Annotated in this window: 12 protein-coding genes and 1 pseudogene; 5 read left to right on the top strand and 8 right to left on the bottom strand. The window is 71.5% G+C overall.

The annotated features are described in order from the left end of the window. The first annotated feature begins 191 nt into the window (after positions 1-191). On the top strand, positions 192-1,040 hold the full coding sequence (locus RB614_RS23650) for a GntR family transcriptional regulator (RefSeq protein ID WP_308714797.1): 849 nt from the start codon (positions 192-194) through the stop codon (positions 1,038-1,040). 26 nt (positions 1,041-1,066) lie between these two features. Here the strand turns inward: RB614_RS23650 and RB614_RS23645 are convergent, their stop codons facing one another. The 8 genes from RB614_RS23645 to RB614_RS23610 form a co-directional block, all read right to left on the bottom strand. Then, on the bottom strand, positions 1,067-2,935 hold the full coding sequence (locus tag RB614_RS23645; RefSeq protein ID WP_308714796.1) for a bifunctional homocysteine S-methyltransferase/methylenetetrahydrofolate reductase: 1,869 nt from the start codon (positions 2,933-2,935) through the stop codon (positions 1,067-1,069). Further along, positions 2,932-4,203: a PucR family transcriptional regulator gene (locus RB614_RS23640; protein WP_308714795.1), complete on the bottom strand. Its 1,272-nt coding sequence runs from the start codon at positions 4,201-4,203 to the stop codon at positions 2,932-2,934. The genes RB614_RS23645 and RB614_RS23640 overlap by 4 nt, the downstream gene beginning before the upstream one ends. An 89-nt stretch (positions 4,204-4,292) precedes the next feature. Then, positions 4,293-4,913 (bottom strand): NHL repeat-containing protein, encoded by a 621-nt coding sequence (locus RB614_RS23635; protein WP_308714794.1) that lies wholly within the window; start codon positions 4,911-4,913, stop codon positions 4,293-4,295. Next, complete coding sequence (locus RB614_RS23630; RefSeq protein WP_308714811.1) at positions 4,913-5,890, bottom strand: cyclase family protein; 978 nt, start codon at positions 5,888-5,890, stop codon at positions 4,913-4,915. The genes RB614_RS23635 and RB614_RS23630 overlap by 1 nt, the downstream gene beginning before the upstream one ends. Next, on the bottom strand, positions 5,890-6,975 hold the full coding sequence (locus RB614_RS23625; RefSeq protein WP_308714793.1) for an ABC transporter ATP-binding protein: 1,086 nt from the start codon (positions 6,973-6,975) through the stop codon (positions 5,890-5,892). The genes RB614_RS23630 and RB614_RS23625 overlap by 1 nt, the downstream gene beginning before the upstream one ends. Then, complete coding sequence (locus RB614_RS23620; protein ID WP_308714792.1) at positions 6,965-7,765, bottom strand: ABC transporter permease; 801 nt, start codon at positions 7,763-7,765, stop codon at positions 6,965-6,967. Before RB614_RS23620 ends, RB614_RS23625 begins: the two co-directional genes overlap by 11 nt. After that, positions 7,762-8,667, bottom strand: coding sequence for an ABC transporter permease (locus RB614_RS23615; protein WP_308714791.1), 906 nt, complete (start codon positions 8,665-8,667; stop codon positions 7,762-7,764). The genes RB614_RS23620 and RB614_RS23615 overlap by 4 nt, the downstream gene beginning before the upstream one ends. Positions 8,668-8,669: 2 nt before the next feature. Then, positions 8,670-9,689: an extracellular solute-binding protein gene (locus RB614_RS23610; RefSeq protein ID WP_308714790.1), complete on the bottom strand. Its 1,020-nt coding sequence runs from the start codon at positions 9,687-9,689 to the stop codon at positions 8,670-8,672. 520 nt (positions 9,690-10,209) lie between these two features. Here RB614_RS23610 and RB614_RS23605 point away from each other — a divergent pair. The 4 genes and pseudogenes from RB614_RS23605 (at position 10,210) to RB614_RS23595 (ending at position 14,706) form a co-directional block, all read left to right on the top strand. Beyond that, positions 10,210-11,184, top strand: a complete 975-nt coding sequence (locus tag RB614_RS23605) for a carbohydrate kinase family protein (protein WP_308714789.1) — start codon at positions 10,210-10,212, stop codon at positions 11,182-11,184. A gap of 500 nt (positions 11,185-11,684) precedes the next feature. Further along, a complete protein-coding gene (locus RB614_RS23600) occupies positions 11,685-12,659 on the top strand; it encodes an extracellular solute-binding protein (RefSeq protein ID WP_308714788.1) in 975 nt (324 codons plus the stop codon). A gap of 3 nt (positions 12,660-12,662) precedes the next feature. Further along, positions 12,663-12,743 (top strand): annotated as a pseudogene (locus RB614_RS44325) (hypothetical protein); the annotation flags it as partial. Positions 12,744-12,762: 19 nt separating this feature from the next. Further along, positions 12,763-14,706 carry a CoA transferase gene (locus RB614_RS23595; RefSeq protein WP_308714787.1) on the top strand — a complete coding sequence of 648 codons (1,944 nt, stop codon included), beginning with the start codon at positions 12,763-12,765 and terminating at the stop codon, positions 14,704-14,706. The last annotated feature ends 136 nt before the right edge of the window (positions 14,707-14,842 follow it).

The raw sequence follows: 14,842 nt of genomic DNA, 5'->3' as shown, positions 1-14,842 counted from the left end.
ACGGGATTGTCTGACGGTCCGTCAATCTTGTGTCCGGCCACAAGCCGCGGTCGCGGTCCTGGACCGGCGGTATGCTGGTCGGACAGAATCCCGTTTCTTGTGCGAGGGAGCGCGTCCAGAGCCATGTCGAGCGTCATGCCGATCGCTGTTCCTCGTGCCCGTCCGGGCTCGCCGCGGGTGGTGGTGTGACCATGGCCGCCGCGAAGTCCGCGCCCCGCAAGACCGTGGCCGCCCCGAAGCCCACGCCCCGCAAGCCGGCCAAGGCCACAAGCCGTACGCCGAGCAAAGCCGCGGCCCGCACGCCGGCCAAGACGGCGAGCCGCACGCCGGCCAAGGCCAACGGCGCCTCCCAGTGGAGCGTCGGTCCGGTCGGCCGGGTCGCCGCACCCTTGCGGGAGCAGGTGCTGTCCGTCCTGCGTCAGGCGATTCTCGACTTCGAGATCCGGCCGGGCCAGCGACTGATCGAGCGCAAGCTGGTCGAGGAGCTCGACGTCTCCCGTGCCACGGTTCGCGAGGTGCTCACGCGGCTCGCGTCCGAAGGGCTCGTCACGGTCATCCCGCAGCGCGGCGCGATCGTGTCGGTGCTGTCGGTCGCCGAGGCCGTCGACATCTACGAGATGCGCGTCGCGCTCGAGGTCCTCGCGGTGCAGCGGTTCGTCGAGCGGGCCACCCCACAGCGGGTGCGCGAGCTGCGGCGGGCGTTGACCGGGTACGAGAAGGCGGTCCGCTCCCGCGGAGACACGAACAAGCGGCTGCGCGCCAAGGACGCGTTCTACGAGGCGCTGCTGGCGGGGGCGAGCAGCCCGCCGCTGACCGAGATGCTGACGATCCTCCAGAGCCGGATCAGGCTGCTGCGGTCGACGTCGCTGTCGGTGCCGGGCCGGGCGCTGGACTCCGTGCACGAGCTGACCGCGATCGTCGACGCCATCGAGGCCGGCGACGTCGAGCGGGCCGGGCAGGCGTGCGCCGCGCACGTCCGCGCCGCGGCGAAGACGGGTGTCGCCCGGCTGTCGGAGATGTCCGAGCAGCAGGTCCACTGAGCGCGGCAAGGCGCGGGCCAGGCTGGTCACGGGCCGAGGTGCCCCTCCTTGAGGGACTTCACCGCACGCTGCACCTCGACCAGTGCGCTGGGATCGTCGTCCACGCCGACCAGGAGTCCGCCGACCAGTCCGGCGACCCGCTGGGCCAGGTCGACCGCCAGCTCGACGCCGACCCGGCGCTGCGCGGCGCCGGCCCGGGCCAGTGCCCCGAGCGCGCTGTCCGGCAGCACCACGTCGGGCACCTCGTGGCGCAGGTACTCGGCCTCCTTGAAGCTCGTCAAGGCGCGCAGGCTCACCAGGACGGGCACCCGACCGGCGACCACCTCGAGCATCCGCGACAGCGCGATGTGCTCGAAGATCGGCCGGGTCACCAGGAAGTGCACACCGGCGTCGAGCTTGGCCCGGGTGCGGCGCAGCTCCGCCGCGAAGTTGCGCGCCCCGGGGTTGATCCACGCCCCGATCTCGAACCGCGTTCGGCTCGCCAGCCGCAGTCCATTGTGGTCGGCGCCGGCGTTGAGGCCGGCGAGCAGCTCCGCCAGGCCGACCGAGTCGACGTCCCAGCGACCGTCGGCGTTCGGGTAGTCGCCCGCCAGGGTCGGGGTGCCCGTCTCGCAGATAATCCTGGTGACGCCGCGGGCGTGCGCGCCGAGTAGGCTGGCCTGCAACCTCATGATCGACTTGCCGGCGGTGGAGACGCCCGCGACCGCGCGCAGACCGAGCTGGTCCTGCACCGCCGTGCCGGCGCTGACCGGGTTGGTGGACAGGCGTACTCCCGGCTCCGATCGCACGCAGACCAGGTCGACGCCGGCCTCGTGGGCCAGAGCCGCCCGCCGCAGCACGCCGGCCAGCTGTCCGGCCGGGTCGGTCGCGTCCGCCGCCGTCAACGCCACGAGTCCACCGAGGACGAAGCCGACGTCACCGAGCAGGCCGGACGGTGGGTGGGCGGCCGCGGCGCGCTCGGCCGGCGGGCGGACGGCCGCTCGCCGCGAGCGCTCCGGCGCGGCCGAGGAGACGCCGTCGACGACCGCCCGGATGTGCTCCGGAGTCGTGCCGCAACACCCGCCGACGACGGCCGCACCGGCCGCCACCATCTTCTGCGCGTAGCGCCCGAAGTAGTCCGAGTCCACTTCGTACTCGAACCGGTCCGGCGCGACCCGCCGCGGCAGCCCCGCGTTGGGCTGGACGCTCAGCGGGACGCTGGTCCGCTCGGCGAGCTGCACGAGGACCGCCAGCGAGCCCTGCGGTCCGAGGGTGCAGTTGACGCCGAGCGCGAACAGGTTGGTTCCCGCCCTCGCGACGACCGCCGACACGACCTCGGCCGGGGCGTGACCGCTCAGCGTCCGCCCGTCGGTGGCGAACGTCGACTGTGCCACCAGCGGCAGGTCGCTGACCTCGACGGCCACGTCGATCGCCTCGACGAGCTCGTCGAGGTAGCCGAACGTCTCCAGTACGACCAGGTCCACCCCCGCCTGGGCGAGAGCCCCGATCTGGTCGCGCAGCGCCGAGCGGCGTTCGGCGGGGGTCGCCTTGGCCCGCTGGCGTACCGTCACGGCCGGCGACACCGAGCCGGCCACGAAGACCGGATGTCCGGCCGCTTCGGCGGCGGCCCGCGCGATCGCCACCCCGGCACGGTTGATGTCGGCCGCCGCGTCGGCGTAGCCGTAGCCGGCCAGCCGCAGGCGGGACGCGCCGAACGTGTTGGTCTGCACGATGTCGGCGCCGGCCTCGACGTAGCTGTCGTGCACCGAACGCACCAGCGCCGGGTTGGAGAGGTTCAGCTCGACCAGCGACTGGTCGAGCGAGTTGCCGACCGAGTGCAGCACCGTGCCCATCGCGCCGTCGCAGACCAGGACCCGGCGCCGGAGCATCGCGGCCAGCTCACTCCGCACGCTCACCGCTCGTCTCCGAGTCCATTGAGGATCTCCAGCGCCACCTGGACCGTCAGCCGGTCCCGGTACGACGAAAGGCTCAGACCGGTGATCTCCTCGACCCGCCGGACGCGGTACGTGACCGTGTTCGGGTGCAGGTACATGATCTTTGCTGTCCTTTTCGGACTGTCGTTCTGCTGGAAGTAGACGCTGAGCGTGCCGAGATAGTCGGTCGAGTTGGTCCGCTCGTGGGCGACCAGCTCGCCGAGCACGTCGGCGGCGAACGCGCGCAGGTCCTCGACATCGGCCACCCGCGACAGCAACCGCTGGATGCCGAGGTCCCGGAACGCGACGACGCCACCCAGGCGGGTCATCCGGATCGTGGTCTCCGCGGCGAGCCGCGCCTCGGCGTACGACCGGGCGAAGTCCGCCAGCCCCCGGCAGACGCCGCCCACGCCGACGTTCACACCACTGCCCGGGTAGCGCGCCTCGGACGACGTGCGGCACAGCCGGCCCACTGCCGTCACCTCGTCCACCGCGGCCCGCGCGTCCTCGCCGACGGCCACGATCGCGACCACGTTGGTGTCCCGCCGGGCGACGGTCGCCTCGCTCAGCCGGGCCGTCAGCAGCCGCTCGACGAAGGCGGCCAACCGGGCGAGGCCGGCGGCCGAGCCGCCGCGGCCGCCGCGCGGCGGCTCGAGCGCGACGGTCATCACCACGTGCGGCCGGCGGTCGTCGATGCCGAGGTGCCGGGCCCAGTTGTGCAGCTCGAACTCGCTCCGGTCGCGGGCCAGCAGAAGCGCCTCGACCAGGTCCAGCCGGGCGTTGCCGACCACCGAGGCGACGAGGCGGTGCCGGCCGAGGACGATTCCGCAGATCATCGCCGCATGCTCGGTGGCGAGCAGGCCGAGGTCCTCGACCGCGCCGCCGCCCGCAGGCCGGCCGGTGAGCAGGTACGCCGGGATCTCCTCGCCCGTCACGATGGGCGCGACGACCAGCGCCACGTCGTCGTCGACGCCGGGAAGCGTGATGGCGCGCCGGGCCCGGGCGGACGCGGCGAGTACCTTCCCCGGGTCGAGCTGGCGCAACTGGTGGTGGACGTCCTCGACCGCCTGGGGCGACGGCCCGGCCGAGGCGAGCACGTCGTGCTCGTCGTCGATCACCATCGCGCCGACCCCCAACCGGTCCGCGATCAGCGCGACCACCGAGCGCAGGTCGCTGTCCTGGACGGCGAGGCCGGACAGCTGGGTGTACAGCGCGACGACCTCGCGCAGCACCCGGTTTTCCTCGACCACGCGCGGCCCCGGTCCGGGGTCGACACCATGTGGCGCGGGACAAGCGAGGCCGGCGGGACTTGTGCACGGCGACAACCCCGGGGGCGCGTTCAACGGTCGGCTTCGGACGCGTCGACGGGATCGAACCGCTGGATCTGGTGGCTCGCGTGGTCGCCCGGCACCCAGCCCGGCCTCACCGCGAAGCTGTAGGTCACCTCGGCGACGTACAGGCTGCCGCGCGAGTCGAACGCGATCCCGTCGGAGACGAAGAGGTCTCCGCCGTCGGTGACGGCCACGTCGGTGCATCCGTTGAACGGCGGACCCGGGTGCCGGACCCGCTCGACACTGTGGACACTGACCGGATCGCCCGGCCGGATCCCGGTGGCCGCGCCGATCCCCGGCGTACCCAGGGTCAGCAGCAGCTCACCGCGCGGGCTGAACTTGTGGACCGTGTGGTCGAGATTGTCCACACAGTACACACAGCCGGCGCCGTCGACCGTGATGCCGTGGGCCATCCTGAACATCCCTCGGCCGAAGGAGCGTAGGTGGCGGCCGTCCCGGTCGAAGACGAGCACCTGCGAGTCGTACCGTACGAACAGGTAGACCCGGTCGAGCCGGTCCACCGCCACGTCCGCCACGTCGCGGTGGGTCAGGCCCGGGGGCAGCCGCTCCCAGCCGCTGCGGACGCGAAGACCGGCGACTTCGGCCATCTGGCCGCTGGCGGTCGTCACTACTTCACCGCCATGGCGTTCGGTGGCGAGCCGACGCCACCGACCAGGTTGAGCGGCTTCGCCGTGAGCAGGAACTCGTACCGGCCGTCGCGCGCGCACGCCTCGGCCAGCGCGGAGAGCTTCCACAGCTCGCCGAGCAGCAGGCCGAGCAGGGCGAGCAACTGCCGGTGCATCATGCCGTTGTGGCTGGGGCCGCGTTCCGGTGGCGGCTCGTCCGGAAGGTGGAACCCGGAGTCGGGGGCGACCGGGATCGCCTCCAGACCCGAGTTGTCGGCGGCGACCAGGCTGAACCTGTGGTCCCACAACCATCCGAGCATCTCGTGGGACTGGTGCAGGCCCGGCGATCCCCGCCGCCGCGACGCGCGCTCCTCGGTGCTGAGCCCGAGGTACCACTGCGCCCATCCGGTGTGGACGAGCAGGATGTCGCCGGACGTGAACCGCACGCCGTGCAGCCGCGCGGCGGCGTCCAGGTCGGCCGGCGTGAACGCCTGGTTGTGCGCCATCTCCCGCCCCTGCGCCGCGAAGAGGCGGGGCATGTCGAGCAGCACCCCCCGGCCGACGATGCCGTGCTCGGCGACATGCTGGATACCCAGGCGGGGTGCGCCTTCGACGATCTCTGCGTCGGCCACGCCGTTGTAGAAGCCGGCCACGGGGTGCCGGATGTGGCGCAGGCCGTCGATCTGCGAGGTCGACTGCAGGTAGAACGAGTCGACCCAGTCGTCGCGATGGTTGGGGTTGTTCGCGAAGATCGTGTGCCGGGTGGCCGGACGCGTCCCGGCCAGGCTCGGCACGAACGTGTTGAGCGGGTAGTCGAGGTCGAAGACCTCGCCGGTCGTCACCAGCGCGGCGGCGGCGACCGCGCACTGCGGGGTCAGGAAGTTGAGCATCCCCAGGTCGTCGTCGGGCCCGAAGAGCCCCCACGACGATCCGGGAGGCCCGTCGGTGCGCGCACACAGCGCCGCGTAGTCGGGAAACATCACGCCCGCTCCGGCTGGACGAACGCCTGCGCACCCGGCTCCCAGGCGGCCAGCACCGACTCCCCCGGCCGCACCGTCACCGCCGCGTCGGTCGGCATGGTCGCCGATCCCGTGGCCCCGTCCGGAAACGTCATGTCCACTTTGCACACCGCACCCAGGTGCGAGCGGTCGGTCACCACCGCGGGCGTGGAGTTCCAGCCCTCGGGCACGGACTCCAGGTCGAATACCCGCACCTTTTCCGGCCGGACGACCAGCACCGTGTCGCCGGCGCGCGGCGGGCCGGCGACCCGCCACTTCCGGTCCATCCACAGGTAGGTGGTCGGATCGACCAGCGAGCCGGCGAACACGTTCGCCTCGCCGAGGAAGCCCGCGACGAACAGCGTGCCCGGGTCGTCGTAGAGCTCGCCGGGAGTCCCCACCCGTTCGACCCGGCCCTTGTTGAACACCGCGACGGTGTCGGAGAGGAACATCGCCTCGTCCTGGTCGTGGGTGACGAAGACGAAGGTCAGGCCCAGGTCGCGGTGCAGCCTCTTCACCTCGGCCTGTAGCGCCTGGCGCAGCTTCCGGTCGAGCGCGCCCAACGGTTCGTCGAGCAGCAGCACCGCCGGTGAGAACACCACCGCGCGGGCCAGCGCCACCCGCTGCTGCTGCCCGCCGGAGAGCTGGTCCGGCTTGCGGGACTCCATGCCGCCGAGGCCGAAAAGGGCGAGGATGTCGCCCACCAGCGTGCGCGTCTTCTCGCGCGGGAGCCGCCGCTGCCGCAACGGGTACGCCACGTTGTCGAAGACGGTCATGTGCGGAAACAGCGCATAGTTCTGAAACACCATGCCGAAGTTGCGCTTGTGCGTGGGCACCTCGGCGAGGTCGCGACTGTTGAGCCGGATCGTCCCGGACGTCGGCTGCACGAAGCCCGCGATCATGTTGAGTGTGGTGGTCTTGCCCGACCCACTGGGCCCGAGCAGCGTGATGAACTCCCCCGACTCGATGGTGAGGTCGATGTCGTCCACGGCCGGCTCGTCGTGCGGTTCGTACCGCTTGCGCAGCTTGCGGATCTCGATGTGACCGGTGCGGCGCTCAGTGTCCATGAAGTCCTGCCTTCTGGTCCGTACGGATCCAGCCGAGCTGTACCAACAGGATGACCAGGCTCACGACCACGACGAGGATCGTCGAGGCGGCCGAGATCGTCGGATTGGCTTCTTCGGTGACGCTGTTGAACATCTGGACCGGGAGGGTGGTGGCGCCCGGTCCCTGTAGGAGCAGTGCGACGACGAGCTCGTCGAAGGAGGCGACGAACGCGAACACGGCGCCGGCGGCGATCCCCGGCAGGATGAGGGGAAGCGTCACGGTCCGGAAGGCGGTGAGCGGCGAGGCGCCCAGGCTCAGGGCCGCCGACGTCATCGACCTGTCGTAGCCTTGCAGCCGGGTCAGGACGGGGATCAGGACGAACGGCACCGCGAGCGCGGTCTGGCCGAGGACCAGACCCTGCAAGGTACCGCTCAGGTCGAGCTTGAGGAACGTGCCGTAGATGGCCAGCGCCAGCAGGATGTGCGGCACCACGAGCGGCGATATCAGCGTGGTGAAGCCAGCGGTGCGCAGGCGCCGGCCCAGGCGGAGCAGCCCGAACGCGGCGCACGTGCCGATGACGAGCGCGAGCGGCGTGACCATGGCCGCGACCTTGAGCGAGGTCACGGCCGCGGCGCGCCACTCCGGTTCCTCGACGAGGTTCTGGTACCAGCGGCCGGACAAGCCGGGCGGCGGGAACTGGAACGTGGTGCCGCTCGACAGGCTCATCGGGATCAGGAACAGCGTCGGCACGGTGACGAGCAGCGCGATGAGGAACACGAGGGCGTACAGGGACGACCGGCCGGCTTTCACAGGTCACCACCGATCGTCTGGACGAGGTCCTTGCCGCCCGCCGCGCCGCCGCCGCGCCGGGTGGAGAGCCGCCGGCTCAGGCCGAGCATGGCGAGGGTGACGGCGAGCAGGAGGATGCCGATCGCGTTCGCGCCGGCGAAGTCCAGCACCTGCTGTACGCGGATCATGATGAGCTGTGCGATCAGCGTCTGCTGGGTCGACCCGAGCATCGCGGGCGTGACGTAGAACCCGAGCGAGAGGATGAACGTCAGGGTCGCCGCCGCGGCGATGCCCGGCACCGACAGCGGCAGGTAGACGCCGCGGAACGCCCCGGACCGGGTCGCGCCGAGGCCCTGCGCGGCGTCGAGCAGCCGGCGGTCGATCTGGTCCAGCCGCGCGTAGAGGGGCAGGACCGCGAACGGCAGCAGCACCTGCGACATCGCGATCACCACGGCCGGAGTCGTGCCGAGGAGCGAGACCCCGAACGCGCGGTCGAGCAGGCCGTCGCGCTGGAAGAGGATCAGCCAGGCGAAGTTCTTGGCGATCGCGCTCGTCCAGAACGGGATGAGCACGATCGTGAACAGCACCGCCCGCATCCGCCGCCCCGATACCGTCATGGCGTAGGCGTACGGAAACGCCATGAGGATGTCGATGAGGGCCACGAGCAGCGCCACCCAGATCGTACGGATCATCACCCGGACGGTGTAGCCGTCGGTGAAGAGGCTGACGTAGTTGCCGAATCCGCTCGTCGGCTCGGTGAGGCTGACGTGGATCATGCGGCCGAGCGGGTACAGGAACAACAGGCAGAACGCGACGACGGCCGGAATCAGGAGCACGAGGGTGGCCGCGCGAGAGGTCACCCATCGGGCCACGTCCCGCCGTACGGGTGTGGGCCGCACGCCCACCTCAGGTGCGGCGGTCACGGTCAGCCCACCTGCCAAGCGGTCCACTTCCTGGTCACCTCCGCGACGTTCTCCGCCCAGTAGGTGTTGTCCTGCCGCGCCTGCCGGCCGCGGTCGGAGCCCAGGAAGGGGTTGAAGACTTTGGCCGTCTCGGCGAACGGGATCGTGTTCGGGTCGATGTCGGTGCGGACCGGCGTCAGACCGTTCATGGCGCAGAACTTGACCAGCTGCTCCGGTTCGAGCGCGAAGGCGACCGCTTCCTCGGCGGCCTTGGCGTTCGGCGCGCCCTTGGGGATGAGCCACGCGGTGTAGTCCCAGCTGGTGAAGTCCCAGACCGGGGCCATGGTGCCGCCGCTGTCGTTGGTGATGTGCAGGCGGCCGTTCAGCCCGAGTGCCATGGTCGCCTGCTTGTCGACGAGGTTTTGCTGGAAGGCCGTGTACGACGGCGCGAAGATGATGTCGGACTTGATCGTGCCGAGCTTCCCGAGCGCGCGGTCGACGTCGAGCGGGTAGAGCCGCTCCGGAGCCACGCCGTCGGCGACGAGGGCTGCCTCCAGGATGCCCTTCGGGTTGTTGTAGAAGACCCGCTTGCCGGGGAACGTCCCGGTGTCGAAGAAGTCGGCGATCCTCGTCGGGACGGTGTCCTTGTACGCGGTCGTGTCGTAGGCGAACTCGGTGGCGAACTTGGTGCCCGGCACCGAGCACTCGGTGGTCGTGCCCTCCGGCACCAGCGTGGCCGGCATCCGCGCCATGTCGATCTTCTCGAAGAGGGTGCCGCAGTACGCCTTGGCCAGGTACGAGCCGGTGTGCACGACGTCCCAGACCGTCTTGCCGGACTTCACCATCGTCTGCACCTGGCTGATGTAGCTCAGCGAGGTGACGTTGTTGAACTTCACCCCGGTCTTCACCGTGAACGGCTCCTGGAGAGCCTGCGCCTCCTGCTTCTGCGCCTCGCCGCCGGTGGACTGCCAAGTGATGGTGATCTTGTCGCTCGGCACGGCCTCCGGCGCTCCCCCCGACGAGGAGCCGCACGCGGTCGTCACCAATATCGTCGCCACCAACGGCGCCAACAGTCTCTGTGGGGACACGGGACCTACCTCACCTTCGACGGGGGACATCGCCGGCGGCGCGGGGCCACCGGTCCGCAGGGGGTGGACGCCGGGAACGGATTGCCGGGAACGGTAGACCGAGATTGTCAGACCGTCAATCATTTCTTAACAGGCTCGAAACGGCGCTGACAGGCCGGACATGGCTTCGCACAAGGCATCCGGACCGCCGCTGCCGGCAGCGGCAAGACCCGATTTGTGCGCCAACCCAAACCACGCCACCCAGGTCTGGTGCGCCACCACATTCCAGACCGGGAGCGGTGGGACTAGCCTCTGGGCCCCACCGCCCGCTGCCCGGAGGTGCCTGTCGATGCCCGGCCCGCTCGACCCGCCCGGACGGCGGGCACGGCCGTCCACAACAGGCGGTGCGCGAGCTGTGCCCCGCCACAACGAACCCGGCCCGGCTCTTGGACCTTCGCACGGTGCCCGCCCGCCGCCCGGCTGGGATGCTGCGGGGATGACCCTCATCGTGACCGGCGCGATCGCCCAGGACTACCGCATGGTGTTCCCGGGCAGCTTCGCCGACCAGCTGCCGCCCGAGCACGTCGAGGCGCTCTCGCTCTCCTTCCTGGTCGACGAGCTCGAGATCCGCTGGGGTGGCTCGGGCGCGAACATCGCGTTCAACCTCGGCTGGCTCGGGCTGGCGCCGGTACTCGTCGGCTCGGTCGGCACGGACTTCGGCGAGTACGACGACTGGCTGCGCGCGCACGGCGTCGACACCGGATGCCTGCACGTCTCCGCGACCCGGCGCACCGCCCGGTTCCTGTGCACGACCGACGACGCCGGCAAGCAGATCGCGTCGTTCTACAGTGGCGCGATGGCCGAGTCCCGCACGATCGAGCTGGCGCCGGTGGTCGACCGGGCCGGCGGGACACCGCTCGTGCTCGTCGCGCCGAACGTCCCGGCGGCGATGCTGCACCACACCGCGGAGTGCCGCGCACGGGGCTACCGGTTCGCCGCCGACCCCTCCCAGCAGCTGGCCCGGCTGGGCGGCGAGGAGGTGCGTGCCCTCGTGGACGGCGCCGAGTTCCTGTTCGGCAACGAGTACGAACGCCGGCTCATCGAGCACAGGACGGGCTGGCCGCCGGTCGAGCTCGTGCGCCGGGTGTCGGTCGTGGTGACCACGCTGGGCGCGCAGGGCGTCACGGTCACCCGCGGCGGTGGCGAGCCGACGGTCGTCCGGCCGCCCAAGCCCCGTACGCTGGCCGACCCGACCGGGGGCGGCGACGCCTTCCGAGCCGGCTTCCTGGCCGGCTGCCACTGGGGCCTGAGCGACGAGCGGGCGGCCCAGCTCGGCTGCACCCTGGCCGTCATCGCGCTGGAGACGGCCGGCGCCCAGGAGCACCCCACCGACCGTGGCTACCTGCTCGACCGCCTGGCCGACGGCTACGGCGCCGAGGCGGCCGCCGACGTGCGCCCGTTCCTGTCCTGACCCGGCGCCGGGCTTGACCGCGCCGGCGCCGACCAGGCCGGGTCGGCCGGCGGCCACGGCCGCTCCGTCGACGATGGTCGCGCTCAGCGCTCGCCCTGCCTCCGGGTCGGCCCGACGCTAACCCCGGCACGGCCGGTGCGGGAATGTGGAGGCGCACAAGACCGAGGTGGCTCGGCTTGGGTCGGCACACAGACCCGCGACCGCACCTTGCGACCGGTATGGGGTCGAACGCCTTGCCCAGCAACGGTTTCCGATCGACAGCCCATGTTTCAGGGCTGTAAAGAAATGATTGACCGTCTGACAATTCCGGTCTACCGTTCCGGGCTATCCATCCCCGGTGTCCTCCCCGCGAGCCGGTAGCGACCCCGCACCGCCGGCCGTGTCCCCCGTTGAAATAGGTAGGTGCCGTGTCCCCACAGAGACTGTTGATCCCCTTGATGGCGACCATGTTGGCAACGACCGCGTGCGGCTCCTCCAGCTCTGGCGGAGAGCCGCGGGCCGTGCCGAGCGACAAGATCACCCTCGCCTGGCAGACGATCGGCGGGGAAACGATGAACCAGCAGGCCAAGGCGATCCAGGAGCCGTTCACCGCGAAGACGGGCGTCAAGTTCGACAACGTCAGCTCGCCCACCTACATCAGCCAGCTACAGACGATGGTGGAGGCCGGCAAGACGATCTGGGACGTCGTGCACACCGGCTCGTACCTGGCGAACGCCTACTGCGGCACCCTGTTCGAGAAGGTCGACACCAGCAGGATGCCCGCCACGCTGGTGCCGGAGGGCACGACCACCGAGTGCTCGGTGCCGGGCATCAAGTTCGCGAGCGAGTTCGCCTACGACACCACGGCGTACAAGGGCACCGTCCCGACGAAGGTCGCCGACTTCTTCGACACCAGGACGTTCCCCGGCAAGCGGGTGATCTACACCAACCCGAAGGGGACCCTCGAAGTCGCCCTCGTCGCCGACGGCGTGCCGCCGGACAAGCTGTACCCGCTCGACGTCGAGCGGGCGCTCAGGAAGCTCGACACCATCAAGTCCGACATCATCTTCGCGCCGTCGTACACGGCGTTGCAGCAGAACCTCGTCGCCAAGCAGGCCACCATGACCCTGACGACCGGCAACCGCCTGGCCATCATCAACGACAGCGGCGGCACCATGGCCCCGGTCTGGGACTTCACCAGCTGGGACTACGCCAACTGGCTCATCCCCAAGGGCGCGCCGCACGCGAAGGCCGCCGAGGACGCCATCGTCTTCGCCCTCGAACCGGCCCAGCTGATCAAGTACGCGGCGATGAGCGGCGACGCTCCGGTCCGCACCGACGTCGACCCCAACACGATCCCGTACTCGGAGACGGCCAAGCTCTTCAACCCGTTCCTGACCTCGGGCGGCGGCGCGATGGTGCGGCAGGACAACGCCTTCTGGGCGCAGAACGTCGCCGAGGTGACCAAGAAGTGGACCGCCTGGCAGGTGGGCTGAGCCGTGCCCGGTGTACTCGACGGCATCTCGGTGGTCGACTTCGGTCACCACGTCGCGGGCCCCCTCGCGGCGGTGATCCTCGCCGACCACGGCGCGAGCCGCGATGCCGGGGTGGGAGGGGGTGATCGCCGCGGCGACCGGCAACTGCCGGCCGCGGCGGGACGAGGCGCCGGACGACTGGGACTGGTCCCGGCCGAGCTACTCCGCGCTGCCGCTCGCCGCCAACTTCGCCGCGTTCCTCGGCTGCCTCGCGATCGTCGCGGCGCTCACCGAGCGGCACGGCACCGGGCGCGGTGAGCGGATCGAGGCGCCGCTGTTCAACGCCACGTTCGAGCTGATCGGGGTCGCCGGCGCGTACCCGGTCGAGCGCGGCCGGCCGCCGGAGAAGCGGCGGGATCCCAACGGCAGCGGCACCTACCGCTGTGCCGACGGGCGCCACGTGCGGTTCGACCCGATCGGCGGAAGCATGCGCTTCATGAGCTGGTTCCTCGACGCTGCCGGCCGGTCGTCGTGGATCGGTGAGGGTTTCACGTCCCGGCAGCGGCTGGCGGCCGATCCCACGCTCGCTGCCGAACTGCGCGCGCGGCTTACGACACTGTTCCTCCAGCGGCCCGCGCGGGAGTGGGAGGACCTCGCGAACGCGGCGGGCGTTCCACTGTGCATGGTGCGCACGGCGGCCGAGTGGACGCGGACCGACCATGCCCGTGAGACGCGGGCGGTCGTCCGCCTGGACGACCCGCTCCTCGGACCGACCTGGATGCCCGGGCGCCCGATACGGCTCTCCGCGCACGAGGCGCCACTGCGGCCGCGGCACCTCCCGGACGCCGACCGGGCCGCCATCCTGGCCGCCCTCGACGCTCCCCCGCCGCGGCGCCCGGCCACGCGGCCCGCGACGGGTGCGCCGCCGTACACGGGAAAGCGGGTGATCGACCTGACGCAGGTGCTCGCCGGGCCGACCGCCGGGCGGCTACTGGGCGAGTTCGGCGCCGAGGTCATCAAGATCAACTCTCCACAGCGCCGGGTCGACGCGCACGGGTACGTCAACCGTGGCAAGCGCACGATGCTGGTCGACGTCGAGTCCGCCCGCGGCCAGGAGGAGGTGCTCTGGCCGCTCGTGCGGGAGGCGGACGTCCTCCTCCAGAACTTCCCGCGGGCCACCGCCGAGCGCTACGGCACCGGGTACGAGCACGTGCGGCCCCACCGGCCCGACATCGTCTACGTGTCGGTGAGCTGTTACGGAGACGGCGGCCCCTGGGAGAGCCGGCGCGGGTACGAGACGCAGGGGCAGGCGGCCACCGGGATCGTCGAACGGGCCGGCCGCGGCCGCCGACCGATGGTGCAAGGGCCGTACAACGTGCTCGACTACGGCACCGGCGCCGTGGCGGCTCTGGGTGCCGCGCTCGCCATCTACCACCAGGTCGTACGCGGCGAGGGCTTGCGCGTCAGCACGTCGCTGGCCCAGGTGGGGACGCTGCACCAGGCGACGTTGATCGTCGAGCCCGAGGCGGGGCCGCTGCCGGGCGTGGAGCCGGCCGGCCTCTGGGCCCTCGGCGCCGGCCCGTTACAGCGGTTCTACCCGGCGGCCGACGGCTGGTTCTACCTCGGCGCGGCCCCGGACGACCTGCCGTCGCTCGCCGCGGTGGACGGCCTGGCGGCGATCTCCGGCCGCACCGCCGACGCTCTCGTCGCGGCGCTGGAGGCGGCGTTCGCCACCGGCACCGTCGCCACGTGGGTCGACCGGCTCCGCGCCGCCGGCCTGGGCGCGCACCGCGTCGTGGAGCTGGCCGAGCTGATGGTCGACCCCGCGGTACGCGCGCAGGGGCTGTCCATGACCCAGGTGAGCGACGAGGCTGGTGCGGTGGTCATGCCCGGTACCGCCGTGACCTTGGAAAGCCGGTCGCTCCGGGCCGGGCGGCCGGCGCCCCGACCCGGCTCCGACGCGGTCGCCGTCCTCGGCGAGATGGGGTTGGCGCCGGGGCGGATCGACGGTCTCGCCCGGGCGTGGGTGGTGCAGCTCGACGACCTGCCGCCCGGCTGGCACACCTGAGCAGCCACCCACCGGTTGCCGCGTTCGTCCCCGCGAGCTGCGGGCTCTCCGGTATCGGGCGCGATGTCCGGTTCATGCCGGGGCGTCCCGTGGCCGGGGCCACGCCACCGCCGGAATCATGCCGGGGCCGGGGTCG

Source organism: Phytohabitans maris (genome assembly GCF_031085175.1).
GTDB classification, from domain to species: Bacteria; Actinomycetota; Actinomycetes; order Mycobacteriales; family Micromonosporaceae; genus Phytohabitans; species Phytohabitans maris.
Note: the sequence above shows the minus strand (reverse complement) of the source record. Positions and strands in the feature narration are given on the sequence as shown.